The organism is Paractinoplanes brasiliensis (assembly GCF_004362215.1).
GTDB classification, from domain to species: domain Bacteria; phylum Actinomycetota; class Actinomycetes; order Mycobacteriales; family Micromonosporaceae; genus Actinoplanes; species Actinoplanes brasiliensis.
Genome location: NZ_SNWR01000001.1, coordinates 4,063,182 through 4,087,729 on the forward strand (window position 1 = coordinate 4,063,182; position 24,548 = coordinate 4,087,729).

The 24,548-nt window shown below is 69.9% G+C and carries 27 protein-coding genes; 16 read left to right on the forward strand and 11 right to left on the reverse strand.

Annotated features, from left to right (window positions below; translation table 11 throughout):
- The first annotated feature begins 70 nt into the window (after window positions 1-70).
- Together C8E87_RS18195 and C8E87_RS18200 are read left to right on the forward strand one after the other, a co-directional pair.
- Window positions 71-1,321 (forward strand): AI-2E family transporter, encoded by a 1,251-nt coding sequence (locus C8E87_RS18195; RefSeq protein ID WP_133876914.1) that lies wholly within the window; start codon window positions 71-73, stop codon window positions 1,319-1,321.
- 148 nt (window positions 1,322-1,469) lie between these two features.
- Window positions 1,470-2,069, forward strand: a complete 600-nt coding sequence (locus C8E87_RS18200; protein WP_203720402.1) for a maleylpyruvate isomerase N-terminal domain-containing protein — start codon at window positions 1,470-1,472, stop codon at window positions 2,067-2,069.
- A 72-nt stretch (window positions 2,070-2,141) separates the two neighbouring features.
- On the opposite strand, the gene C8E87_RS18205 is transcribed toward C8E87_RS18200, so the two are convergent.
- The 5 genes from C8E87_RS18205 to C8E87_RS18220 form a co-directional block, all read right to left on the reverse strand.
- Entirely contained in the window at window positions 2,142-2,474 is a 333-nt protein-coding gene (locus C8E87_RS18205; protein WP_133874198.1) for a DUF1416 domain-containing protein, read from the reverse strand.
- 2 nt (window positions 2,475-2,476) lie between these two features.
- Window positions 2,477-3,325, reverse strand: a complete 849-nt coding sequence (locus tag C8E87_RS18210; protein ID WP_133874199.1) for a sulfurtransferase — start codon at window positions 3,323-3,325, stop codon at window positions 2,477-2,479.
- A 177-nt stretch (window positions 3,326-3,502) separates the two neighbouring features.
- Window positions 3,503-3,580: an Ms5788A family Cys-rich leader peptide gene (locus C8E87_RS46650; RefSeq protein ID WP_322112171.1), complete on the reverse strand. Its 78-nt coding sequence runs from the start codon at window positions 3,578-3,580 to the stop codon at window positions 3,503-3,505.
- 70 nt (window positions 3,581-3,650) lie between these two features.
- Window positions 3,651-4,445, reverse strand: coding sequence for an LmeA family phospholipid-binding protein (locus C8E87_RS18215; protein WP_239079777.1), 795 nt, complete (start codon window positions 4,443-4,445; stop codon window positions 3,651-3,653).
- A 92-nt stretch (window positions 4,446-4,537) separates the two neighbouring features.
- On the reverse strand, window positions 4,538-5,551 hold the full coding sequence (locus tag C8E87_RS18220; RefSeq protein WP_239079778.1) for a hypothetical protein: 1,014 nt from the start codon (window positions 5,549-5,551) through the stop codon (window positions 4,538-4,540).
- Window positions 5,552-5,809: 258 nt separating this feature from the next.
- Here C8E87_RS18220 and C8E87_RS18225 point away from each other — a divergent pair, with 258 nt between their 5' ends.
- From C8E87_RS18225 to pstB, 6 genes are all read left to right on the forward strand, one after another.
- Window positions 5,810-6,532, forward strand: coding sequence for a winged helix-turn-helix transcriptional regulator (locus C8E87_RS18225; protein ID WP_179854978.1), 723 nt, complete (start codon window positions 5,810-5,812; stop codon window positions 6,530-6,532).
- Window positions 6,533-6,542: 10 nt separating this feature from the next.
- Complete coding sequence (gene mshD, locus C8E87_RS18230) at window positions 6,543-7,427, forward strand: mycothiol synthase (RefSeq protein WP_133874200.1); 885 nt, start codon at window positions 6,543-6,545, stop codon at window positions 7,425-7,427.
- 282 nt (window positions 7,428-7,709) lie between these two features.
- Window positions 7,710-8,807: a phosphate ABC transporter substrate-binding protein PstS gene (gene pstS / locus C8E87_RS18235; protein ID WP_133874201.1), complete on the forward strand. Its 1,098-nt coding sequence runs from the start codon at window positions 7,710-7,712 to the stop codon at window positions 8,805-8,807.
- Between the two features lie 41 nt (window positions 8,808-8,848).
- Window positions 8,849-9,919, forward strand: a complete 1,071-nt coding sequence (gene pstC, locus C8E87_RS18240; RefSeq protein WP_133874202.1) for a phosphate ABC transporter permease subunit PstC — start codon at window positions 8,849-8,851, stop codon at window positions 9,917-9,919.
- A gap of 32 nt (window positions 9,920-9,951) precedes the next feature.
- Window positions 9,952-11,001 (forward strand): phosphate ABC transporter permease PstA, encoded by a 1,050-nt coding sequence (pstA, locus tag C8E87_RS18245; RefSeq protein WP_438866181.1) that lies wholly within the window; start codon window positions 9,952-9,954, stop codon window positions 10,999-11,001.
- A gap of 11 nt (window positions 11,002-11,012) precedes the next feature.
- On the forward strand, window positions 11,013-11,789 hold the full coding sequence (pstB, locus tag C8E87_RS18250; protein WP_133874204.1) for a phosphate ABC transporter ATP-binding protein PstB: 777 nt from the start codon (window positions 11,013-11,015) through the stop codon (window positions 11,787-11,789).
- On the opposite strand, the gene C8E87_RS18255 is transcribed toward pstB, so the two are convergent.
- On the reverse strand, window positions 11,770-12,606 hold the full coding sequence (locus C8E87_RS18255) for an NUDIX hydrolase (RefSeq protein WP_133874205.1): 837 nt from the start codon (window positions 12,604-12,606) through the stop codon (window positions 11,770-11,772). The two genes, pstB and C8E87_RS18255, sit on opposite strands and share 20 nt — an antisense overlap.
- Before the next feature lie 47 nt (window positions 12,607-12,653).
- Between C8E87_RS18255 and C8E87_RS18260 the strand changes: the two genes are divergently transcribed.
- The 3 genes from C8E87_RS18260 to C8E87_RS18270 are packed head-to-tail and all read left to right on the forward strand — an operon-like array spanning window position 12,654 to window position 16,357.
- The gene (locus C8E87_RS18260; protein WP_133874206.1) at window positions 12,654-13,631 is read left to right on the forward strand and encodes a Gfo/Idh/MocA family protein; all 978 of its coding nucleotides are present in this window, start codon (window positions 12,654-12,656) and stop codon (window positions 13,629-13,631) included.
- Window positions 13,632-13,652: 21 nt separating this feature from the next.
- Window positions 13,653-14,699: a LacI family DNA-binding transcriptional regulator gene (locus C8E87_RS18265; protein ID WP_133874207.1), complete on the forward strand. Its 1,047-nt coding sequence runs from the start codon at window positions 13,653-13,655 to the stop codon at window positions 14,697-14,699.
- 41 nt (window positions 14,700-14,740) lie between these two features.
- On the forward strand, window positions 14,741-16,357 hold the full coding sequence (locus C8E87_RS18270) for a glycoside hydrolase family 13 protein (RefSeq protein WP_133874208.1): 1,617 nt from the start codon (window positions 14,741-14,743) through the stop codon (window positions 16,355-16,357).
- A 19-nt stretch (window positions 16,358-16,376) separates the two neighbouring features.
- Here the strand turns inward: C8E87_RS18270 and C8E87_RS18275 are convergent, their stop codons facing one another.
- The 3 genes from C8E87_RS18275 to C8E87_RS18285 form a co-directional block, all read right to left on the reverse strand.
- Window positions 16,377-17,390 carry an inorganic phosphate transporter gene (locus tag C8E87_RS18275; protein ID WP_133874209.1) on the reverse strand — a complete coding sequence of 338 codons (1,014 nt, stop codon included), beginning with the start codon at window positions 17,388-17,390 and terminating at the stop codon, window positions 16,377-16,379.
- A gap of 3 nt (window positions 17,391-17,393) precedes the next feature.
- Window positions 17,394-18,020: a DUF47 domain-containing protein gene (locus C8E87_RS18280; protein ID WP_133874210.1), complete on the reverse strand. Its 627-nt coding sequence runs from the start codon at window positions 18,018-18,020 to the stop codon at window positions 17,394-17,396.
- A gap of 80 nt (window positions 18,021-18,100) precedes the next feature.
- Complete coding sequence (locus C8E87_RS18285; RefSeq protein WP_239079779.1) at window positions 18,101-19,060, reverse strand: PI-PLC domain-containing protein; 960 nt, start codon at window positions 19,058-19,060, stop codon at window positions 18,101-18,103.
- 89 nt (window positions 19,061-19,149) lie between these two features.
- Between C8E87_RS18285 and sigJ the strand changes: the two genes are divergently transcribed.
- A complete protein-coding gene (gene sigJ, locus C8E87_RS18290) occupies window positions 19,150-20,016 on the forward strand; it encodes an RNA polymerase sigma factor SigJ (protein WP_133874211.1) in 867 nt (288 codons plus the stop codon).
- On the opposite strand, the gene C8E87_RS18295 is transcribed toward sigJ, so the two are convergent.
- Entirely contained in the window at window positions 19,996-20,502 is a 507-nt protein-coding gene (locus tag C8E87_RS18295) for a DUF402 domain-containing protein (protein ID WP_133874212.1), read from the reverse strand. The genes sigJ and C8E87_RS18295 overlap by 21 nt on opposite strands.
- A gap of 55 nt (window positions 20,503-20,557) precedes the next feature.
- On the opposite strand from C8E87_RS18295, the gene C8E87_RS18300 reads away from it, so the two are divergent.
- Both C8E87_RS18300 and C8E87_RS18305 read left to right on the forward strand, forming a co-directional pair.
- Window positions 20,558-22,570, forward strand: coding sequence for an ATP-dependent DNA helicase (locus tag C8E87_RS18300; RefSeq protein WP_133874213.1), 2,013 nt, complete (start codon window positions 20,558-20,560; stop codon window positions 22,568-22,570).
- 19 nt (window positions 22,571-22,589) lie between these two features.
- Window positions 22,590-23,456 carry a hypothetical protein gene (locus C8E87_RS18305; RefSeq protein ID WP_166661188.1) on the forward strand — a complete coding sequence of 289 codons (867 nt, stop codon included), beginning with the start codon at window positions 22,590-22,592 and terminating at the stop codon, window positions 23,454-23,456.
- On the opposite strand, the gene C8E87_RS18310 is transcribed toward C8E87_RS18305, so the two are convergent.
- On the reverse strand, window positions 23,450-23,824 hold the full coding sequence (locus C8E87_RS18310; RefSeq protein ID WP_133874215.1) for a DsrE family protein: 375 nt from the start codon (window positions 23,822-23,824) through the stop codon (window positions 23,450-23,452). The genes C8E87_RS18305 and C8E87_RS18310 overlap by 7 nt on opposite strands.
- Window positions 23,825-23,838: 14 nt before the next feature.
- Between C8E87_RS18310 and mtfM the strand changes: the two genes are divergently transcribed.
- Window positions 23,839-23,943, forward strand: a complete 105-nt coding sequence (mtfM, locus tag C8E87_RS46375) for a small membrane protein MtfM (RefSeq protein ID WP_268919125.1) — start codon at window positions 23,839-23,841, stop codon at window positions 23,941-23,943.
- Window positions 23,940-24,548 (forward strand): heme-binding beta-barrel domain-containing protein, encoded by a 609-nt coding sequence (locus C8E87_RS18315; protein WP_133874216.1) that lies wholly within the window; start codon window positions 23,940-23,942, stop codon window positions 24,546-24,548. Before mtfM ends, C8E87_RS18315 begins: the two co-directional genes overlap by 4 nt.

The following is a 24,548-nucleotide window of genomic DNA, read 5'->3' on the forward strand; positions in this document are numbered from 1 at the left end:
ACGGTACGCCGCCCGTCGTGGCGGCCACCGTGGGGGAGCGCCCGGAGACTAGGTTGGAGCGGTGAGCCGGTTGCAGCGAGTCCGGGACAACCTGAAGCGTGCCTATCAGACGGGGCGGGAGTCGGTGCGCCTCGCCCGCGAGGATTCCGGTCCGGAACCGGACAGCGAGGTTGATTTCGCTCCGCCGCCGCCCGAGCCGGACGACGGGCACAACTCGACCACCAGCCGGGACGACGCCGAGGTGCCGCACTCGCTGCGGATCGCCGCGGCCTGGGGCTGGCGGCTCATCGTCGTCGGCCTGGTCGGCTGGGCGCTGTTGCGCTTCATCGGCATCATCAGCGTGGTCGTCATCCCGCTGGCGGTCGCCCTGCTTCTCTCGGCTCTGCTCAGCCCGGCCGTCAGCTGGCTGCGGCGGCTGCGCCTGCCGGCCTCGCTGGCCACCTTCCTCGTGCTGATCTGCGGCCTGGCCGCCGTCGCGGGCACGCTCACCCTGGTCACGAACCAGTTCCTCGACGGCCTGCCGCAGTTGACCCAGAACGCCACCGCGGGTGTCCGGCAGATTCAGGAGTGGGCCAAGACCGGGCCCCTGCACCTCTCGGACGACCAGGTCAACCAGGCCATCGACAACGCGCAGGAGTGGATCAACACGCACAGCGCGTCGCTCACGTCGACCGGCATCGCCACCGCGGCGACGGTGTTCGAGGTGCTCACCGGCATGCTGCTGGTGCTCTTCTCCACGTTCTTCTTCCTGCGCGACGGCCGCAAGATCTGGCGTTTCGTCGTACGCCTGTTCCCCGTGAACGCCCGCTGGTCGATCGCCGACGCCGGTGACGCGTCGTGGGCCACGCTCGGCGCCTACGTCCGCGCCACCGTGCTGGTGGCCTTCATCGACGCCGTCGGCATCGGCATCGCGCTGGTGGTCCTGGACATCCCGTTCCCGTTCCCGCTGGCCGCCCTGGTCTTTCTGGGCGCGTTCATCCCGATCGTCGGCGCGAGCGTGTCGGGGGCGGTCGCCGTGCTGGTGGCGCTGGTCGACCAGGGCTGGGTGATCGCGCTGATCGTGCTGGGCGCGGTGATCCTGGTGCAGCAGGTCGAGGGCCACATCCTGCAGCCGTTGATCATGGGCCGGGCCGTCGCCATCCACCCGCTGGCCGTGATCATCGGCATCGCCTCGGGTGTCGTGCTGGCCGGCATCATCGGCGCGCTGGTCGCCGTGCCGTTGATCGCCGTTCTCAACACCGGCGTCCGCCGCCTGGCCCGCCGCCGCCCCGAGGTCCCGCCGACTGCCGTCGTCGTCAGCGGCGGCGCCGGCAACAGTTGATCACGCCACCTGAGAAAGCTGCCGAGGCAGTCGACAAGCCCGCAGAGGTGGGCGATCAAGCTGCGCCGGCGACGCCGGAAGCTGATCAAGCGGGGCGGGGCTGCCGAATTCGGTTGCCCGGCCGCCGCCCACCCCGCAGAGTCGCGTCGTGAATGCTGATGACGTGATGCGCGTGGTGCGGCTGGCTCTCGTCGAGCTCGAGAAGCTCGGCGCCGACGACTGGCACGCCAAAGCCGGAGATCTCAGCTGGACATGCTGGGAGACCGTCGAGCACATGGCTGACGACCTTTTTGCGTACGCGGTCCAGCTCACCCCGGCGCAGCCGTCGGTGGCCACCCACGTCCCGTACGGCTGGCAGTACCGCCGGGAGGGCGGCCCCGCCCTGACCGTGTTCGTCGAATCGGCCGAGGGCCCCGCCGCTCTGCTCCAGGTCCTCGAGTCGTCGGGCGGCCTGCTGGCTGGAATGGTCGCCACCGCCCCGCCCGACCGGCTGTCGTACCACACTTTCGGCGCGTCCGACCCGAGCGGTTTCGCCGCCATGGGGGTGGTCGAGGTGCTGGTCCACACGTACGACGTGACGGGATGGGAACCGCCTGCCGACCTGTGCGCCGCCGCGCTGACCCGGCTGTTCCCCGAAGCGCCCGCCGACATCGACCCGTGGTCAGCCCTGCGCTGGTCGACCGGCCGAGCCGAGTTGCCCGGTCGTCCCCGCCTCACGTCGTGGAGGTGGGACGGCCGCCCGCGGTGAAGCGGCAACGCAAAGGGCGGGCCTCCCCGGCAAGGAAGGCCCGCCCGAACAGAGCGTGAGCAGAGTGGAGGATCAGGCCGGCGAGACGGCCAGCGCGACCTCGTTGACGCCGACCGTGGCGTCGACGACGGCCTCGCCGTTGCCGCTGCGGGACAGGGCACGCAGTGTCCACGAGCCCGGTGCCGCGAAGAAGCGGAACACGCCCTCGGGCGAGGAGACCACTTCGGCGGTGAACTCGCCGCTGGCGTCGAGCAGCCGCACGTACGCGCCGCCGACCGCCTCACCCTCGGCGTTCTGCACGATGCCGGTCAGCACCGTCTCGCGATTGAGGTCGACCGAGGCCGGGATGGGAGCCGACTGGTCGGGAGCGGCGCAACCGGCCGCGGTGGTGTTCGGAGAAGTCATGGTCACGCCTTCCCGGGTTCGTCGCCGAGGGCGATCGGGACGCCGATGAGCGAGCCGTACTCCGTCCAGGAACCGTCGTAGTTCTTGACGTTCTGCTGGCCGAGGAGCTCCTTGAGCACGAACCAGGTGTGCGAGGAGCGCTCGCCGATCCGGCAGTACGCGATGGTGTCCTTGCTGCCGTCGAGGCCGGCCTCGCCGTAGATCTTGGCGAGTTCCTCGTCGGACTTGAAGGTGCCGTCCTCGTTGGCGGCCTTGCTCCACGGCACGCTGATCGCGGTCGGGATGTGGCCGGCCCGCTGCGACTGCTCCTGCGGCAGGTGGGCGGGGGCCAGCAGGCGGCCGGCGAACTCGTCGGGGCTGCGCACGTCGACGAGGTTCTTCACGCCGATGGCCTGCACGACCTCGTCGCGGAAGGCGCGGATGGACAGGTCGGGCGCGGAGGCCTGGTAGGTCGTCTTCTCGCGGACCGGCACGTCCTTGGTGTACGCGCGGGCGTCGAGCTCCCACTTCTTGCGGCCGCCGTCGAGCAGTTTCACCTGGTCGTGGCCGTACAGCTTGAAGTACCAGTACGCGTACGCGGCGAACCAGTTGTTGTTGCCGCCGTAGAGCACCACGACGTCGTCGTTGGAGATGCCGCGCTCGGAGAGCAGAGCGGAGAACTGCTCCTGGTTGACGAAGTCACGGCGTACGGGGTCCTGCAGGTCCTGCTTCCAGTCGATCTTGATGGCGCCGGGGATGTGGCCGCCGTCGTAGGCGGTGGTGTCCTCGTCGACCTCGACGAAGACGACGCCCGGGGTGTTGAGGTTCTGCTCGGCCCAGTCGGCCGAGACGAGTGCGGTGTCGCGACTCATCGGTTCACTCCCTGTGAGGTGAGAGATGGGGGAGAGTCAGCGCACGGAGTTTGCTGTCGCACCGCGCGCGGGACCCATTGGAGATGGAGAAGGATCTCGAGCTGTCGTGCGACGAAGCCACGAAACCGGCTGCACTGCCGGCGGGGAGCTAAAAGGTGCTCAGCACAGGTGGCCCCGTCAGATGACAGGGCGACACAGGCAGGCGGCCATGCGGCACAGGTCGACCGCACGCCTCTTGGTGAGCAACGGGCTCATGAGAACGGACCCTACCAGCGGTTCACGTGCCGGTAACAGAGACGACCACGATCCGGGAACATGGCCGGGGTCACAGTCCGCCCGCGTTGAGTGACACGTTGTCGGCCCCGGCGGTGAACTGGAGCCCGTCGGGCCGGGGCTCGACCTTCTGCACGGCCAGTTTGAGCGGAAGCTCGGGCACCCTCAGGTCGACCGACAGTTTCTGCACGTACGCGTTGACCAGATTGCGGACGATCGGCACGTTGGGCAGCTCGGCCGCGGTCACGTCGGCGAACCGCACCTGCACGATGCCGTTGCGTACGGCGACCGTGGCCGTGCCCGAGACGTTGAACGTCTGGCCGAGCGCCTGCAGGGGCGCGCTGCCGACCAGCTTGCCGTCCTTTTCGCTGAGCTGGAGCCCGGGCTGGCCGATGAGCTCGGCGAGCTGGGGATAGTCGATGGTGCCGGTGCCGGTGACCGTTTGCGCCACGATGTCGCCGGTGCCGCTGCGGATCGTGTCGAGCGGCGCGTTCACGTCGTGCGCCCGCACGTCCAGGTTCGCCACCCGGACCGTACGGTTGTTGCCGGCCGGGCCGCTCAGGTCGGCGACCTGGATGCGGATCTCCTGGTAGTTGCCGTCGAGCACCTGGGTCAGGAACGGGACGCCCTCGATGGTGACGTCCGGCTTCTCGCTGGTCGCGTTCTGGTCGGCGATCTGCTCGGAAACCCTGTCGCCGATGGTGCGCTCGGCATAGCCGGCCGCGAACCGGTCGAGCACCACCAGCAGGCCGAGGACGAGGACCAGGAACACGATGAACGTGATCAGCAGCCGCCGTCCCCATCGCTTTTTGCGCGGGCGCTGAGTGCCGTAGACCTCGCCGCTCACCGGGGTCCTCCTGACCGCAGAGCAGAAACCTGACCGACAGAGCAAAACTTGCCGAGACCGTACATGCCCGCAACGAGCACCCGGCGAAACGGCTAAGTCAGGAACCAGTGGCTCAAGGCGTACGCCGCCGGGGAGAGGAGGGCGAACGCGCCGAGCGGGCCCTGCATGTGCCGGGCCACCCAGAACGTGGGCGCGTCACCGGCGAGTTGGCGGCCGGCCTGCCCGAAGTTGACCGCCAGATCGACCAGGTGGGCGACCACGACGGCGGTCAGGCCGATGACCGCGCCCTTGGCGGGCGTGAACGGGAGGACCAAGAAGCTGCCCAGGGCGGCCCCGGCCAGCGTGCCGAGCATCGCCCCGGCCACAATTCCGGCCACCCCGCGCGGCACCTGGGCGGCGATGCGGGGCTTGGGGAAGATCGCGTCGGTGGTCCGGGCGATCACGAGCGCCACCCCGGCGGCGACGGCGCAGACGATCATGGTCTGGGCGCCGGTCTCCTGGCGGGTGAGAACGATCGGGATCGCGTACGCCGCCACGCCGGCCACGATCGCGAGCGTGGTGCGCCAGGAATCGGTCAGGCGTGCCCTGTCGGAGGCGCGGAACAGCTGGCCGAGCAGCGCCGCCACGAACCCGCCGGCGGCCACCCACACCAGCGGCATCAGGGCCGCCTGCTCGCCGGTGACGGCCAGGTAGTCGGCGACCAGCCCGACCACTACCGCGATGCCGGCGGTCACGGCGGCCGCGGGCGGGTTGAGGGCCATCACCCAGGCCAGCAGATAGAGCAACTGAACGCCGAAGAGCACGATCGCGTACGGAAGCCGCGAGTCGGGCGCCGAGGTGAGGGCGCCCAGCACCAGGCCGACCGACAGCAGACCGGCGAACCCGGCGATGGCGAGCGACAGCTGCCGGCGTACGGGAACCTCTTCGATCTCTTCGAACTCGTCGTCGGCGTCCTCGTCGGGCTCCTCGGGGCGCGGCGCCGGCGCCCCCGAAACGGGCTCGGAATCGTCACCGAAGCCGGCGGACGACCGCTTGCCGCCGGACCTCGCGATCTCGCGCGAGGCGTCGGCGTCCCAGGGATCGTCCTGCGGCATGGTGGGGAACACGCCTGCGATCGTGCCAGAAGCCGACCGGACGCCCAATTCCGCAGTGGAAGTAAAAGGCTTGTTACAGAACCGCCATTTGTACGCCAGAAGGGCGTTCACTACATCACTCAGCCAAACGATCGAGGCGTTGTCGGTGATGCATCGGTTAAGGTGAGCCCAGCCCACCCGTCGGTGACGCCGGGACCTGTCCGCCGATGACGAAGCCGAAACAAGGACGTTATCGAGTCACCCGAGCGGCCCAGAGCCGCAAGGACGGAGGTGAGTGTGGAAATCCTTCTGTTGGTGACGGCACGTGCCGGTGAGCCTTCCGCCGTGCTGCCCGCGCTGGATCTGCTTCCCCACTCCGTACGCACTGCCCCACGCGATGTCCGCACTCTGGTGTCAGGGCCCAGCCCCGACGCGGTGCTGGTGGACGCCCGGTCGGAACTGTCCGAGGCCCGGGCCACCTGCCGGATGCTGCACGCGACCGGCATCGGCGTCCCGCTGATGGCCGTCGTGACCGAGGCGGGCCTGATCGCCCTCAACGCCGACTGGGGTGTCGACGACGTCATCCTGGCCAGCGCCGGTCCCGCCGAGGTCGAGGCGCGCCTGCGTCTGGGCGTCGGCCGGCTCAGCAACGCGACCGCCGGCGCCGGCGGCTCGATCCGTGCCGGCGAGCTCAACATCGACCCCGACACGTACGCGGCCAAGCTCAAGGGCCGCCCGCTCGACCTCACCTACAAGGAGTTCGAGCTGCTCAAGTTCCTCGCCCAGCACCCGGGCCGGGTCTTCACCCGTGACCAGCTGCTGCGTGAGGTCTGGGGCTACGACTACTTCGGCGGCACGCGCACGGTCGACGTGCACGTCCGTCGTCTGCGGGCCAAGCTCGGCTCGGAATACGAGTCGATGATCGGCACGGTCCGACAGGTCGGCTACAAGTTCGTGGTCCCGCCGTCGGGCCGCCAGCTGCCCGACAACGAGCCGGTCTCGCTGCCGGTCTAGGTTTGAGGGCATGACGTCAGTTCGTGCCCTTGACCGGTTGAGTGCTGCCGAGGCGGCCGACGTTCTCGCGTTGGCCGCCGCCGCCGAGCGGGCTGACGGCGTCTATCCCCTGTCCGAAGATGTCGTGCTGCGGGTGCGCGGTGGGTCCGGTTCCGCCGCGCACAAGCACCTGCTGGCCTTTTCCGGCGACAACACCTTGACCGGGTACGCGTTTCTCGAGCGCGACGGCTCGGGCGAACTCGTCGTGCACCCGTCGACGCGCCGCCAGGGCTACGGCACTGCCCTGCTGAGCGCGGCCGGGCCGGGTGAGCTGCGGTTCTGGGCGCACGGTGACGAGCCCGGCGCCCGTGCCTTCGCCGAGAAGAACGGCTTCAAGCGCGTACGCGTCCTGTGGCAGATGCGCCGCTCGCTCACCGAGCCCCTGCCCGACATCCCGCTCCCGCCCGGCGTCACCGTACGCGGTTTCCGTCCCGGCGCCGACGAGGACGCGTGGCTCGGTGTCAACTCCCGTGCCTTCGCCCACCACCCCGAGCAGGGCCGCTGGACCCGCGACGACCTGTTGCTGCGTGAGGCCGAGCCGTGGTTCGACCCGGCCGGCTTCCTGCTCGCGGTCGACATCGCCGACGTCGTGCTGGGCTTCCACTGGACGAAGGTGCACCCGGCCTCCGGGGCCGACCCGGCGATCGGCGAGATCTACGTGCTCGGCGTCGACCCGGCCGGCCACCGCAAGGGCCTGGGGGCCGCGCTGAGCGTGGCCGGCCTGCGGCACCTGGCCGGGCAGGGCCTGACCGTCGCGAACCTGTACGTCGACGAGTCCAACACGGCCGCCGTGGCTCTTTATCAGCGGCTGGGCTTCGCCGTTCACAAGACTGACATCAACTACCAGCGGCGGTAGTCGGGGCCCGGGTCGTGACCGCCACCCCGGCGGCGTCACCTGAGACACGAACCGGACAAGCCTTTGTCTCGAGGCGGTAAACGCCGCTCGTATATATCCGACATTTCCGTCGGTGGTCACTCAGTTCACGCAACGGACAACTCGCCCTCAAGGTGAGGTCATGTTGAGGCGTAGACGTGTTCACTGCGCGTTCATTTAGGCCCGGTTAACCGGCTACCTCTCACTCTTAGCTTCGGTGGTGCCGGTGCGAAGGCCGGCGTGCACCCCATCGAAGGGAAAATTGTGAAGCTCCAGCGGTCCGGTTTTTTGGCAGCCGGCATTGCTTTGACTGCGACGCTCGCGCTGACCGCGTGCGGCTCGGACAACGAAACGCCGGCGGCTGAGGGCGGCTCTTCCGCCGCCGCCGGTGACTGCGTCGCCGGCAGCCTGACGGCACAAGGCTCGACGGCGCAGAAGAACGCCATGGACGAGTGGATCAAGGCCTACCAGGGTCAGTGCAGCGGTGCTCAGATCAACTACCAGGGCACCGGCTCGGGTGCGGGTATCGAGGCCTTCATCGGCGGCACCGCCGACTTTGCCGGCTCCGACTCCGCCCTGAAAGAGGACGAGCAGCCCAAGGCCAATGAGCGTTGTGCCGGCGGTGAGGCGCTCAACCTTCCCATGGTCATCGGTCCGATCGCGGTCGTCTACAACGTCGAAGGTGTCGACAACCTGCAGCTCGACGCGTCGACCCTCGCCAAGATCTACTCCGGCAAGATCACCAAGTGGAACGATCCGGCGATCGCCGGCCAGAACAGCGGCGCCAAACTGCCGGACGCGGCCATCCAGGCCGTCCACCGTTCCGGCGAGTCCGGCACCACCGACAACTTCACCAAGTACCTGAGCAAGACGGCCGAGGCCGACTGGACCTTCGGCAACAACAAGGCGTGGAAGGCCCCGGGCGGCGTCGCCGCCACCGGCTCCGACGGTGTGGCCGCCAAGGTCAAGAGCACCGCCGGCACGATCGCCTACGTCGAGCTGTCCTTCGCGGAGAACAGCGACCTCTCGAAGGCCAAGATCAAGAACGGCGCCGGCGAGTACACCGAGCTGACCGGTGAGAGTGCCGGCAAGACGATCGCGGGCGCGAAGATCGAGGGTCAGGGCAACAACCTCGCCATGAGCATCGACTACAACACCACCGAGGCCGGCGCCTACCCGATCGTCCTGGTGACCTACGAGATCGCCTGCAGCAAGGGCAGCCCGAAGGCCAAGGAGGTTCAGTCCTTCCTGAAGTACATCTCGAGCACCGCCGGTCAGCAGGAGCTCGCCGAGCTGGGCTACGCCCCGCTGCCGGACTCGGTCCGGAGCAAGGTCGAGACCGCCGTCGCGGCGATCAGCTGACCTGATCCGTCAATCCCTCCGAGACGACTGCGAGCGAGCAGATGGGTGACAACCCCTCCCGCTCGGAGAACGCCACCGCCGGCGATCCGGGTGTGACAGCAAGCCACACCCGGGCCGCCGGCATCGGCGTATCCCCGAGCCGTTACGACGAACCCCCGATCGGCGGCGGCGGTGCCCTGCCCAAGAAGAAGTCGTTCTCGATGGAGTCCGGCTTCCGAGGCTTGTCCGTCACGGCCGGTGCGATGGTGCTGGTCATCATCGTGGCCATCGCCGTCTTCCTGATCTCGAAGGCCGTGCCGGCGTTGAGCGCCAACACGGAGAACTTCCTGACCTACAAGCAGTGGTTCCCCAACGAGACGAACCCCGCTTTCGGTATCGCCGCTCTGGCCTTCGGCACGGTGCTCACGTCGATCATCGCGCTGATCGTCGCGGTGCCGATCTCGCTCGGAATCGCGCTGTTCCTGTCGCACTACGCGCCGAAGCGGCTGGCCACGCCCCTGGGCTTCACCATCGACCTGCTGGCGGCGGTGCCCAGCGTCGTCTTCGGTCTCTGGGGTCGCGATGTCTTCCAGCAGCCGGTCCACGACTTCTCAGTGTGGCTGAACACGTACTTCGGGTGGATCCCGATCTTCGGGGGCGAGGGGCCGTTCGGTCAATCGATCATGCTCGGTGGCCTGGTGCTCGCGATCATGGTGTTGCCGATCGTCACCTCGCTGTCCCGAGAGGTCTTCCAGCAGACCCCGGCCATGAACGAGGAGGCCGCGCTGGCCCTCGGCGCCACCCGGTGGGAAATGATCCGCACCGCGGTACTGCCGTACGGGCGTCCCGGTGTGATCGCCGCCGTGATGCTCGGACTGGGCCGTGCCCTCGGTGAGACGATCGCGCTGGCCCTGACGCTGGGCCTGGTCTTCAACATCTCGTTCAATCTGATCGAGATCGGCGGCAACTCGGTCGCCGCCAACATCGCCACCACCTTCGGCGAGGCCAACGAGACCGGCCGCGGGGCTCTGATCGCCTCGGGTCTGGTGCTCTTCGCCATCACCTTGATCGTCAACATGGGCGCACGGGCGATCATCTATCGTCGGCGCGAGTTCCGGGACAGTGCGGCATGAGCCTTCTTCAGCGTGAGCTTTCCGATGTCGCCATGACACCGGACAACATCCGGTCCAAGCGCCTGCCGCTGGTGACGAACCTGGGGATCGCGGTAGCGGCTCTGGTCGTGTCGGCCGCTCTCGTGCTCGGCTTCAGCATCGGCAACTGGGTGCTCGTCGTCGTGCTGGCCGTCGGCTTCTACCTCGTCGGGCTGCTGGTGGTGGCCGGACGGGTCGAGGGCCGGCGCGCGGGGCGCGACCGCATGTGGAAGGCGCTCATCTATTCGGCCTGTGTGCTGGCGATCCTGCCCTTGGCCTCGGTCGTCTGGACGCTGGTGTCGAAGGGATACAGCCGCCTCGACGGTGAGTTCTTCGGCACCTCGATGAACAACATCGGCGCCCGGGACGAGAACGGCGGGGCCTACCACGCCATCATCGGCACCCTGGAGCAGGTCGGTATCGCCACCCTGATCGCCGTTCCACTCGGCGTCATGGGCGCCATCTACCTGGTCGAGTACGGACGGGGCCGGTTCGCGAACACGGTCCGCTTCTTCGTGGACGTCATGACCGGGATTCCCTCCATCGTCGCCGGCTTGTTCGTCCTGTCGTCCTGGGTCCTGATCGTGAGCCCGTGGTTCAACGACGGGCAGCCGCGCTTCTCCGGGTTCGCGGCCTCGCTCGCGTTGACCGTGCTGATGTTGCCCACGATTGTGCGGTCCACCGAGGAGATGCTGCGTCTCGTGCCCGGTCCGCTGCGCGAGGGCGCCTACGCCCTCGGGGTTCCGCAGTGGAAGACGATTTTGCGAGTGGTGCTGCCGACGGCGCTGCCCGGCATCGTCACGGGCATCATGCTCGCCGTTGCGCGCGCAGCCGGTGAGACGGCGCCGGTGCTGCTGGTGGCAGGGGGCGCGGCGGCGATCAACTTCGACCCGTTCGCCGGCAACCAGTCCTCGCTGGCGCTCTTCGTGTACCAGCAGGCCGGTGACGCCTCCCGGTACGCCCCGGCGCGGGCCTGGACGGCCGCGCTCACCCTGGTCGCGCTCGTTCTGATCCTGACGATCGCCGCCAAGCTGCTCGCCCGCCGCAACAGTCTGTCGAAGTAAGAGGTAACAACATGGCCAAGCGCATCGAGGCGAGCAACGTCTCCTCCTACTACGGGTCGTTCAAGGCGATCGACAGCGTCTCCATGACCGTCGAGCCCAAGACGATCACCGCCCTCATCGGCCCCTCGGGCTGCGGCAAGTCCACCTTCCTGCGGTCGGTCAACCGCATGCACGAGGTGCTGCCCGGTGCCCGCATCGAGGGCTCGCTGACCATTGACGACCAGAACATCTACGACCCGGACGTCGACGTCACCGCGGTCCGTCGCATGATCGGCATGGTCTTCCAGCGTCCCAACCCGTTCCCGACGATGTCGATCTACGAGAACGTCGTGGCCGGTCTCAAGCTCAACGGTGTCAAAAAGAAGTCGGTGCTCGACGACGCGGCCGAGCAGTCGCTCAAGTCGGCGAACCTCTGGAACGAGGTCAAGGACCGCCTGAACCGGCCCGGCGCCGGCCTCTCCGGCGGTCAGCAGCAGCGTCTGTGCATCGCCCGCACCATCGCGGTCGAGCCGCAGGTCGTGCTGATGGACGAGCCCTGCTCGGCCCTCGACCCGATCTCGACGCTGGCGATCGAGGATCTGATGTTCAAGCTGAAGGACCGCTTCACGATCATCATCGTGACGCACAACATGCAGCAGGCCGCCCGGGTCAGCGACAAGACGGGGTTCTTCTCGATCGACAAGACCGGTGACCCCGGCCGCCTGATCGAGTACGACGACACCCAGAAGATCTTCAGCAACCCGACCGAGAAGAAGACCGAGGACTACATCACCGGTCGCTTCGGTTAGGCCGGCCTGGCGGAACGGCAGCGCCCTCCTGGATGTGCAGGAGGGCGCCGCCGTCGTCGGTCAGCTCCACGCGAGGCATGACGGGCGTCGCGGCATCACGGCGACGCGCGGCCGCGACCACTTCCGCAGTTTCCCCGTACGCCGAGAGCGAGTCCACGGCTGACCGGGTCGGCGGCAGCATGGCCAGCTCGGCCGCCTCGCCCGGGGCGATCCAGGCCGTGGCCTCGGCCTCGCCCGACACGTCGCGAGGCGCCTGCCCCTCGGGAAGCAACGAGACGAAGAACCACGTGTCGTACCGCTTGGGCTCGAACTCCGGGGTGACCCAGCGCGCCCACGGAAACAGCAGGTCGTCGCGCATTCGCAGGCTCCGCCGGCTCAGCAGCTCGCTCAGGGTCAGCTCGCGGGCCGCCACGGCGGCGCGGTCGGCCTCCCACTCGCCGGTGCTGACGTCGGCGAGGGTGCGGTCGGGCTGCTCGACCGGGCCGGCGAGCAGAACCCCGGTCTCTTCGAAAAGCTCGCGCACCGCGGCGCCGACGACCGCGTGGGCCCGGTCGGCCGGAACACCGAGGCGGGCGGGCCAGTCGGAGCGGAGGGTCGTGGGGCGGTCGTCCGGGTCGACGCCGCCGCCGGGGAACGCGTACAGGCCGCCGAACGCCATCGCGGTCGCCCGCCTCAGCACGTACAGCTCGAAACTCACGCCGACGGGGCGCAGGAGCACCACCGTGGCAGCGTCGCGTACCGGCGCGGGCACCCCGTCGAACTCGCGTGCTCGCTTGATCAGGGCCGGGGGCAGCCGGAAGGGCGTGGAATCGGTCACCTGACGATCCTGACACCGACCCGGCCGGGAACGATACCGTAAGGATCATGACCGATCAGAAGGTTCGCTGGGGCATCCTGGCTCCCGGCGGGATCGCCGCCTCGTTCGCCGCCGACCTGCAGCATGTGCCCGGCGCCGAGCTGACCGCTGTCGGCTCCCGCCGTCAGGAGACCGCGACCGCGTTCGCCGAGCGTTTCGGTTTCGCGCGGGCGCACGGCTCGTACGCGGATCTGGCCGCCGACCCCGACGTCGACGTCGTCTACATCGCCACGCCGCACGCCTTCCACGCCGAGGCAGCGCACCTGTGTGTCGAGGCCGGCAAGGCCGTGCTGGTCGAGAAGCCGATCACGCTCGACCTGCCGGACGCCGCCCGGCTGGTGGCCGCCGCCCGTGATAAGGGCGTGTTCCTCATGGAGGCCATGTGGATGCGCCTCAACCCGGCCATCCGCAGGATCGCCGGGCTGGTCGAGGAGGGCGCGATCGGCTGGGTCAGCACGATCCACGCCGACTTCGGGCTGCAGGGTCCGTTCGACGCCGAGCACCGGCTGCGCAACCCCAAGCTGGGCGGCGGGGCGCTGCTCGACCTGGGCGTCTACCCGATCAACTTCGCCCACCTGATCATGGGGGCGCCGGCCTCGGTGCAGGCCTGGGCACACCTGACGCCGGAGCGGGTCGACGAGACCACGGGCATCCTGATGGGCTGGGAGCCGGGCGCCGTCGCCGCGCTGACCTGCAGCATCAACGGTCAGAGCCGGAACAACGCGACGATCACCGGCACCAACGGGCGGATCGAGCTGCCGGAGGGGTTCTTCGTGCCGCGTTCGTTCGTGGTGCACCGGCCGGGCCGCGACCCGGAGACGCACGAGTTCGACTTCCCGGGCAACGGTTATCAGTTCGAGGCGGCCGAGGTGCAGCGGTGCCTGCTCGCGGGCGAGCTGGAGAGCCCGCTCATGCCGCACGCCACCACGCTCGAGATCATGACGCTGCTCGACACGATCCGCGAGGAGGTAGGCGTCGCCTACTGAAGCTCGGACTATTGTGGTCGGATGCCGTCGAGAAAGGTCGGCGGCAAGCCGACATCGAGCGATGTGGCCCGCGCCGCCGGCGTCTCCCGCTCCGCCGTCTCGTTCGCTTTCAACAGCCCGCAACGTATCTCGGTGGCGACCCGCGATCGCATTCTCGCGGTCGCCGCCGAGCTTGGTTACACCCCCAACCCGGTGGCCCGCATGCTGCAGGCCGGCACCACCAACTCGATCGGGGTGCTGCTGCCGCAACGCCTGGCCCGCATCCTCGAGAACCCGTATTACGCGCGCTTCCTGATGGGCGTCGGCCAGGTGTGCGACCAGGAGGGTTACACGCTGCTGCTGACCCCGCCGCTGCAGGATTCGGTGCTCAAGGCCATCCCGTACGCGGCGGTCGACGGCTTTGTCGTCTGTGGGCTCGAGACCGAGGGGGCCGAGGTGCTCGAGCTGGAGCGGCGCGGCGTCCCGTTCGTGCTGATCGACAGCGACCGCTACGAGAACGCGCCCAGTGTCGAGGTCGACGACCGCGGCGGGGCCCGCGAGGTCACGCGATACCTGCTGGAGCTGGGCCATCGCCGGCTGGCCGTGCTCTCGATGGGTCCCGGTCCGGACGTGCGGGCGCGTGGCTATCGGGGTCCGCTGGGGCGGCGGATGGACGGCATCGCCGACGCGCTGGCCTCAGCCGGGATGACGATGGCCGACGTGGCGCTGGCCGAGGTGCCGGTGACCCGTGCGGACGGATACTCGGCCACCCGCGAGCTGATGCGACGCGATCCACGCCCGACCGCGATCCTGGCCCTGTCGGACGTGCTGGCGTACGGGGCGGTGGACGCGCTGCAGGAGATGGGGCTGGACGTGCCGGCCGCGGTGTCGGTGACCGGCTTCGACGACCTGGCCGAGTCGGCGTGGTTCCGGCCGCGGCTGACCACCGTACGGCAGCCGATCGTGACCAAGGGCCGGACGGCCGCCGACTTCCTCATCTCGGCGATGCGCGGCGAGGATCAGCACCCTCACCAGGTGCTCGGCACGTCCCTGATCGTCCGGGACTCGGCGGTGAAGCCGGCGTCATAGACTCTAGTAACACGTGTTAGTAACGTGATAGCTTCGCCGCCATGACTGAGTCCTGGTGGCGAGACGCGGTGATCTATCAGATCTATCCGCGCAGCTTCGCCGACGCGAACGGCGACGGCATCGGTGACCTGCCCGGCGTCCGTACCCGCCTGCCCTACCTGCGCGATCTGGGTGTGGACGCCGTCTGGCTGTCCCCGTTCTATCTGTCGCCGCAGGCCGACGCCGGCTACGACGTGGCCGACTACCGCACCGTCGACCCGATCTTCGGCACGGTCGAGGACGCCCGCGGCCTGGTCGCCGACGCCCACGACCTGGGTCTGCGCGTGATCGTCGACCTGGTGCCCAACCACTCCTCCGACCAGCACGCCTGGTTCCGGCAGGCGCTGGCCGAGGGGCCCGGCTCGCCGCTGCGCGAGCGCTACCACTTCCGCGACGGGCGTGGCGCCGAGGGCGAGCTGCCGCCCAACGACTGGCCCTCGATCTTCGGCGGCCCGGCCTGGACCCGGGTGCCCGACGGGCAGTGGTATCTGCACCTGTTCGCGCCCGAGCAGCCCGACTTCAACTGGGACCACCCGGCGGTGGCCGACGAGTTCCGGACGATCCTGCGGTTCTGGCTCGACCTGGGCGTCGACGGGTTCCGCGTCGACGTGGCGCACGGCCTGGTCAAGGAGGCGGGCCTGCCGTCGCTGGGCCGCGCGACCGAGTGGCACCTGCTCGACGTCGGCGAGAGCCCGTGCTTCGACCGCGATGGCGTGCACGACATCTACCGCAGCTGGCGGGCCGTCCTCGACGAGTACCCGGGGGAGCGGATCGCGGTGGCCGAGGCGTGGGCGCCGACGCTCGACCGGGTGGCCGACTACGTCCGGCCCGACGAGCTGCACCAGGCGTTCAACTTCAGCTACCTGGCCACCGGCTGGGACGTCGAGTCGCAGCGCACGATGATCGACGCCTCGCTCGACGCGATGGGCCGGGTGGGCGCGCCGGCCACCTGGACGCTGTCCAACCACGACGTCGTACGCCACACCACGCGCCTGCTGCAGAGGAACGAGGGCGATGTGGCCGGGCGCAAGCCGGTCGAGGTCGACCCGGTCGCGGGGCTGCGCCGGGCCCGTGCGGCGTCGCTGCTGCTTCTGGCGCTGCCCGGCTCGGCGTACCTCTATCAGGGCGAGGAACTGGGCCTGCCCGAGGTGATCGACCTGCCGCCCGAGGTGCGCCAGGACCCGGCGTTCCACCGGGCGACCGGGCAGGACGGCTACCGCGACGGCTGCCGGGTGCCACTGCCCTGGTCGGGCGCCACCGCCCCGTACGGCTTCGGACCCGACGGCGGCCCGAGCTGGCTGCCGCAGCCCGCGTCGTGGGCGCACCTGAGCGTCGAGGCGCAGGAGGGCGTGCCCGGTTCCACGCTCTCGATGTACCGCGAGGCCCTGGCCCTGCGCCACAAGACCCTGACCGAGGCCGACTCCCTGTGCTGGGTGGACACTGCGGAGGGCATCCTCACCTTCACCCGTGGCGCCGGCTTCACCTGCACGGTCAACATGACCGACCGGCCGATCGAGATCCCCCACCCGGGTGTGCTCCTGATCGGCAGCGGCCCGTTCGACGCAACCGGAGACAGTGTCACGCTGCCCCCGGACACCACAGCCTGGTGGTCCAACTAGTGCGTGTGCCGCCCCGTGTTCAGCCGAAGATGGGGCGGCACGCGAAGTAGAGCAGGCAGGCGATCAGGCCGGCCGCCGGGAACGTGGTGACCCAGGCGATCACGATGTTGCCGGCAACGTTCCAGCGGACCGCGTTCAGCCGCTTGGTCGCGCCCACACCCATGATCGCCGACGTGATCGTGTGGGTGGTCGAGATGGGGGCGTGCAGCACGTACGCGTTGAAGAAGAGCACCGAGCTGGCCACCGTCTCGGCCGCGAAACCCTCGGCGGGACCGAGGTCGATGATCTTGCGGCCGAGTGTACGGATGATCCGCCAGCCGCCGGAGTAGGTGCCGGCCGCCAGCATCGTCGCGGTCGTGATGTAAACCCACCACGGGATGTGCGTCGGGCTGCTCTGGAAGCCGCCGGTGTAGAGGGCCAGCACCACGATGCCCATGGTCTTGGCCGCGTCCTGGATGCCGTGGCCGACCGACATCGCGGCTGCCGACAGCGTCTGCGCGACGCGGAAGCCGCGGTTGAGCTTGCCCGGGTTGCCGCGGCGGAAGATCCACATGATCGCGACCATGACGAGGAAGCCGAGCAGGAGGCCGACCACCGGCGAGGCCACCATCGGGATCAGCACCTTCTCGATGATCGTGTGCCACTGCACGTCGCCGAGCGAGGGGCCTGCCATGAGGGTGGCGCCGACCAGGCCGCCGAACAGGGCGTGCGACGAGCTCGAGGGCAGGCCGAACCACCAGGTGATCAGGTTCCAGGTCACTGCCCCGAGCACACCGGCGAAGACCACGCCGAGGCTGGGGATGCCCAGCTTGAGGTCGACCAGGCCGTCGCCGACCGTCTTGGCGACCTCGCCACCCAGGTGCGCGCCGATGAAGTTGCCGACCGCGGCCATGGCCAGCGCCACCCGCGGGGTCAGCGCCCGGGTGCTGATGCTGGTGGCGATCGCGTTGGCCGCGTCGTGGAAACCGTTGGTGTAGTCGAAGGCCATCGCGGCGATGATCACCGCGAGAACCGCGAAGAACTCGGGCGACAAGGCCTAGGACTCCTTGACCGCGATGGTCTCGACGGTGTTCGCCACGTGCTCGAACGCGTCGCAGGCGGCCTCCAGCTCGTCGGCCACCTCCTTCATCTTGAGCACGGTGAGCGCGTCGTACTCGCCCGAGAAGAGGCGGACCAGCAACATCCGGTACGAGCGGTCGCCCTCGTTCTCGAGCCGGTTGATCTCGATCCAGTACTCGTCGAGGTCCTTCATCGTGCGCAGCTTCGGCATCGCGTCCGCGGTGATCTTGGCTTGCTGGTCGAGCACGTCGACCAGCTCGTGCATCTCGCGCGGCAGGGACGGCAGCTCGGTCAGCCCGTACAGGTAGAGCAGGTTGCCGACGGCCTCGAGGTGATCCATCACGTCGTCGAGCTGCGAGCCCAGCGAATAGATGTCCTCGCGGTCGAACGGCGTGATGAACGTCGAATTGATCTTTTTGTAGAGATCGTGCGTGATCTGGTCGCTGTCGTGCTCGACGTCGGTCAGCCGATCGCTCACCGACTGCACGTCGACCCCCGGAAGGGCCAGCTCGTTGAGCAGCTCCGTGCCCTTGACGAGGTTGTTCGCGGCCTGCGTGAACAGGTCGTAGAAGGCGCCCTCGACGGGGCGGAATGAGAACTTCACGTCACGAACCTCGATCGACGGGCATAGGGATGATCTCCAGGAATGCTAAGGCCTCTCCTGGTTCACCTTTCGTTCGCCCACTAAACGGGTTCGCGCCGGCGATCTGGGCGCGGGCCGGTCGGACGCGGTGACGGGCGACGGCCGGGCCGGGCCGGCAGCGTCGGGGCCGTACGGCGGCTCACCAGGTGCCGGCGCAGGTGGCGGGCCAGTCCGCGCTGGTCGTGGCCGGCGATCGCGTCGACCCCGGCCGCCGCGAGCTCGGTCCAGAGGGCCGCCCGGGCGCGGCGGGGCCCTTCGGGCAGAGCCGAGATGCGCACCGTACGCCCGTCGTCGTGGGCCGACCGCACCATCGCGTGCAGCAAGTGGCGCTCCTCGGCCGGGATCGGCTCCAGCCCGTCCCAGCCGAAACGCCGGCCCCACGGCTCGCTGATCACCGGAACGAGCCCGGCCGGCGCCGCCGCGGAGCCGACGTCGTCGAACGACCCCTCGGCGAACAGGTACCGCTCGTCCTGGGTCGCCAGCAGCTCCCGGACGTCGACGATCCCGGTCACCGACACGATGACGGCGCCCGGCGTGAAGTCGTCGCCCGTGCAGCGGCTGAGCAGCGGGGCGTGATCGCGCAGCTGCTGGTCGAGCATCCGGTACGCCCGCAGCAATGTCTCGGCGTCGCGGACCTCGCCGGTGAACTCGACGACCAGCCCGAACGGTGTCTGCTGGTCGCGGCTGAGCCGGCCGCCGTTGCCGCGCACCCGGGCCAGCAGCGGGGTCAGGACGAGCCGCCGCAGCGTGCGTCCCGGCTGCGGCGCGCCCGGCCCGAGGAACAGCTCGCCCCGCGGCCCCGGAGTGACCGGCACGGTGAGCCCGCCCAGCCCTCGCCGGAGCACCGCGGGCAGCGGGTCGACGTCGCCGCGGCGGGCCAGCGCGTGCCCGGCCGCCAGGTAGGAACCGTTGCGGCGGGACAGTGCCAGCCCGGCCGCGGCCACGCCGGCCAGACCCACGGCGCCGGTGAGGCAGCCTGCGATCATCAGCCCGTCGTTCACTGCGCACCATCCGATTCGTACCGAAAATCCGTTCTCTACTGTGTCACAGGTGCTACCCGCCGCCGGGCAATGTCGCGCAGAATTCCCCTATGCCACCCTCCGCCGAGGCCTTCGAGGCCGAGCGCAGCCACCTCGTCTCCGTGGCCTACCGGATGCTCGGCAGCGTGGCCGAGGCGCAGGACGTGGTGCAGGAGGCCTGGTTGCGTTACACCCGGGCGAGCGATCAGGACATTCGCGACCTGAGGGGCTGGCTCACCACCGTCACCGGCCGGCTCTGTCTCGACGTGCTCAAGTCGGCCCGCGTGTCGCGCGAGGCGTACACCGGGATGTGGCTGCCGGAGTACTTCGTCGACCCCGACGCCGGCCCCGCCGCCCAGGCCGAACAGCGTGACCAGGTCGGGCTGGCGCTGCTCGTCGTGCTCGAACGGCTCAGCCCCGAGCAGCGGGTGGCGCTCGTGCTGCACGACGCGTTCGGGGTGCCGTACGACGAGGTCGCCCGGGTGCTCGGCACGACCGAGGCCGCGGCGCGCCAGCACGCCTCACGGGGGCGCCGGGCGGCCGCCGAGGGCGGGGTGCGGCACACCGCCGGCCCGGTCGAGCAGCGCCGGGTGCTGGCCGCCTTTGTCGACGCCGTGAACAGCGGTGACCTGGCGGCGCTGGCGTCCGTGCTCGCCCCCGACGTGGTGTCGATCAGCGACGGCGGCGGCTTCACCCGTACGGCGCTGCGCCCGATCGTCGGCGCCGACAAGGTGGCCCGCTTCTTCGTCGGCATCGCGCACGGCGGCCGGATGGAGGGCGCCGTCCTGGAGCCCGTTCTGGTCAACGGCACGGCCGGACTGCTCGTACGGGGAGAGAAGGCTTACGGCGCGCTCGGCCTGACCATCGCGGACGGGCGCATCACCGGACTTTTCCAGCAGCTCAACCCGGCGAAGCTGTCAGTCAGTGACTCGCTTTAGGTAGTCGTGGTACTTGGTGGCGAACGGCTCGCTGCCGTCGCCCAGCGCCACGAGCAGTTCCTGGGCGGCCGCGCGGGCGGAGCGTACGAGATCGTCGGGGTAGCCGAACTGGGTGCGGTGCTCCTCGAACTCGTCCTCGTCGCGCAGCTCGACCAGGCCCGTCGAGCGGCGCCGGACCACGTCGAGGTCGAGATCGATGATGTGGACGGTGTCACCCTCCCACCGCGCCGGGGTGGTGATGTCGCAGTAGACCTCGCTGGTGCGCGGCTGCGGGTTGAACATGCCCGTCCACCACGTGTGATGCGGGATGAGCAGCACGAACGGGATCTGCTCGACCGAGGCGCGGCCGTGGTAGACCGACTCCGTGCCACGCGGCACACCCACCCAGACACCGAGGTCGTCGGAGTCGAAACGGCGGGCTGGATAGTCCCGATGGGCCGAACCGTCGTACTTGGTGTAGACGACCCGGACCGTGTCACTCGGCATGCGAGAACCCTAACGGTGGTCGGCTTCTGTCGGTGGTGGCGGGTACCGTCTGCGCGTGCCCGCAGCAACGAAGAAGAGCGCCACCGCCGAAAAGCTCCTCCAAGCAGCCGTCGGCGCCGTTCCCGGTGGCGCTTCCCGTCCGGGTCAGGAAGCCATGGTCGCCGCGATCGACAAGGCGATACGCGATCGTGAGCATCTGCTCGTCCAGGCCGGCACGGGCACCGGAAAGAGCCTGGCCTACCTCACGCCGTCCCTGCTCGTCGACGGTCCCGTGGTGGTCTCCACCGCCACCCTGGCTCTGCAGAATCAGCTGGTCGAGCATGATTTGCCCCGTCTTGCGGCGGCGGTCGAGCCGGTGCTCGGGCGTAAACCCACCTTCGCCGTGCTCAAGGGCCGCCACCACTACCTCTGCGTGGCCAAGATGGAACACGCCGACGAGGAAGAGCCCACCGACACGCTCTTCGACGACGCGCCTCCCAAGGCCACCCAGTGGCTCGGCGAGGCCGGCCGTCTGGGCAAGCAGATCCAGCGGCTGCAGGCCTGGGCCGAAAAGACCACGACGGGCGACCGTGACGAGCTCGACCCCGGCGTCGACGACACAGCCTGGCGGCAGGTCTCGATGCCGGCGCGCGATTGCGTCGGGGCCCAGCGCTGCCCGTACGGTCCGGAGTGTTTCGCCGAGGCGTCGCGCGCCCGTGCCCGCGAGGCCGACATCGTCGTCACCAACCACAGCCTGCTCGCGGTCGACATGCTGGCCGAGCGGCACATCGTCCCGCCGCACAAGCTGCTGATCATCGACGAGGCCCACGAGCTGGCCGACCGTGTCTCCTCCGCCTCGCAGGCCGAGCTGACCCCCGACGCGATCGAGCGCTCGTCCCGCCGCGCCCGCACGCTGATCCCGCCCGCGGTCGCCGAGTCGCTGGCCGAGGCGGCCGACGCGCTCACCGTGGGCCTGGCCGAGACGCCGGCCGGTCGCATCACCTCAGGGCTGCCCGAGCTGTTGCAGCAGGCCGTCACGCTGATCGAGTCGGCCACCCGGGCCGGGCTCACGGCGATCGGCGACGTCAAGGGCGACGACCCCGATCCCGTACGCAAGCAGCAGGCCAAGGCGGCCCTCGACGATCTCAACGACACGGCTCAGCGGCTGCTCGAGGAGTCCGACTTCGACGTCGCCTGGGTCGAGAAGTCCGACACCGGCAGCGGCCGGCGGGCGCTGGTGGTGGCCCCGCTCTCGGTCGCCGGCACGCTGGCACAGGGCCTCTACTCCGACCGTACGGTGGTGGCGACCTCGGCCACGCTGACGCTGGGCGGCCGTTTCGACACCGTGGCCCGCTCGCTGGGCCTGCCCACGGCCGCTGCCACCCCGTCGGCCGACCCCCAGTCACCCGCCTCCGGTGACGGCTGGACGTCGCTCGACGTCGGCTCCCCGTTCGACTACCCGCGGCAGGGCATCCTCTACGTCGCCGCCCACCTGCCCCGCCCGCAGATGTCCGGCCTGCCCGCGGCGGCCGGCGAAGAGCTGGTCAAGCTGGTCGAGGCGCTCGGCGGCCGCACGCTGGGCCTGTTCTCGTCGCGGCGGGCCGCCACCCAGGCGGCCGAGCTGCTGCGCGCCCGCACCGACCTGCCGATCCTGCTGCAGGGCGAGGAATCGCTGCCGGTGCTGGTCCGCCGCTTCAAGGAGGACAAGGCGAGCTGCCTGTTCGGCGTCATGTCGCTCTGGCAGGGCGTCGACGTGCCGGGCGACGCCTGCCAGCTGGTGGTGATCGACCGGCTGCCCTTCCCCCGCCCCGACGAGCCCCTGGCCGCGGCCCGCGCGGCCGCTGTCGACGCGAGCGGCGGCTCCGGCTTCTCGTCGGTGAGCGTCCCGATCGCCGCCGTCCGCCTGGCCCAGGGCGTCGGCCGCCTGATCCGCTCCACGGGCGACAAGGGCGTGGTGGCCGTCCTCGACTCCCGCCTCGAAACAGCCCGCGGCTACGGCGCCTTCCTCCGCAAGTCGCTGCCGCCTTTCTGGTACACGACCCGCCCCGATGTCGCCCTCGGCGCCCTCCAGCGCCTGTCCGGCAAGTGAGCGGACGGGGCGTGACACCATGGCTGCTGTGACGGCGCCGGGGCGAGTGGAGCAGCCGGCGGGGGAGCCGCCGCGCGGCAAGCGGCGGTGGGTGCTGGTCGGGGTCGTGGCGGCCTGGATCGTGGTGGTCTCGGTGCTGGCCGTCTGGTCGGTCGGGCACGAGCGGCCCACCGTGCCCGAGCAGCGTGATCTCGAGCTGGCCGTGGGGGATCTGCAGCGGGCGGCGGGCGTGGTCTTCGCCGCGGCCGGGGCCGAGGGGCGTCCCGTTGCGCTCGGCCCGCTGGAGCTGTCGAGGGAGTGCCGGGTCACACCCGTACGGCAGGGGTTGATCGCCGCCCGCAACGTGACCGTTCTGGCGCCCGCCGGTCAGACCCCCGAGGCCGTACGCGCCATCGCGAACCGGTTGCCCGCGGGCTGGGCGGCCGACGTGGCCGAGGGGCGGGGCGGCACCCGGGTGTCGCTGCACGCCGACGCGGGCAACTTCATCGGCGTCGACCTGACCACCGAGTCGTCCACCCAGGTCTTCTCACTGCGGCTGACCACCGGGTGCCGGCCGGTCGACGGCGACCCGCCGAGCGGCGCCGACCCCGCCGCCCCGGCCGAGCCCGGGGTGCTGCCTCAGGTGCTGACCGGGCTGGACGCGGTCCCCGCGCCTCCCGCCGTACGCGCTGTGACCTGTCCGTCCGGCGCGGTGGCGGCGTCGTACACGGTGGACGGGATTCGGATGACGAGCGATCTGGCCGGGCGGATGCGCCGGCTCGCCGGTGACGCCAAGCTGCTCAGCTCGGACAGCGGGTCGTACGCCTATCGCAGCGGTGACGTGTCGGTGCTGGTGCTGCCGACCGGTGGCCTCATGCGGGTGGTCGTCAGCACCGCCTGTCAATAGACGAGGGCCTGTGCGCCGTCCGACATGATCTCTTCGACGAAGACGGCCGCCCCGGCGATGCGGATGCCGGGCAGCACCTTGTCGGGCGTGATGTCGCGACGGGCGGCGCACTGCGTGCAGGCTGTCACCCGGCCCGTCGAGAGCAGCAGGTCGAGCAGATCGGGCAGCGGCGCCGCGTGCGGCAGCTCGAACTCGGCGGCCCGGCCGGGCAGCGCGAACCACGTCGACTCGCCGGTGAGCCAGAACGAGACGTCCACCCCGGACGACACCGCGGTGCTCGCCACGGTGAAGGCTTGTGAGCAGCGCTCCGGCGCGTCCGCGCCCGCGGTTGCCTTGACGACCAGCAAGCGTGTCATGGCGGCCAGCATAAGATGGTCCGGTCATGGTTACGGAAATCGGGTTTGTCAGCCTGCTGGTCGCCGGTCTCGGCGCGCTGGCGGGCGGGTTCGGCTATCTGGCGATGCGTGTGTCGAGGGGGCGTTGGTGAGCGATCAGCAGCAGGACAATCCGCTGGGACCGCCGCCCTGGCTCAACGCTCCACCGGTCGACCCTTACCCGTACGAGGAAACGCACGACCTGCGGAAGGGCGCCGACCTCCACCCGGCGCTGCTCGGGCTGCTGCCGTTCGTCGGGTTGTGGCGTGGCCGTGGCCAGGGCGGCTTCCCCGCCGAGAAGGACTATGACTTCGCGCAAGAGGTGCGGATCAGCCACGACGGCCGCCCCTTCCTGCGGTACGAGTCGCGTTCCTGGCTGCTCGACGAGGAGTCGAAGCCGGCCGGTGAGTGGATCGTCGAGTCGGGCTTCTGGCGTCCGGTGCCGGGCGCCGATGGCCGCGCGACCGACGAGATGGAGGCGGTGATCGTCGCCCCCGAGGGCACTGTCGAGATCTACGTCGGCAACACGATCGGCACCACCCGGCTCGAGATCGACACCGACGCGGTGGCCTACACCCCGACCGGTCAGCATCTGACCGGCGCGCGCCGGCTGTTCGGCATCGTCGAGGGCGCGCTGCTGTACGCCCACGAGGTGTCGATCGACAAGAGCGAGCTGCAGCCGCACATGTCGGCGAGGCTGCTCAGGGTCGGCGGTTGA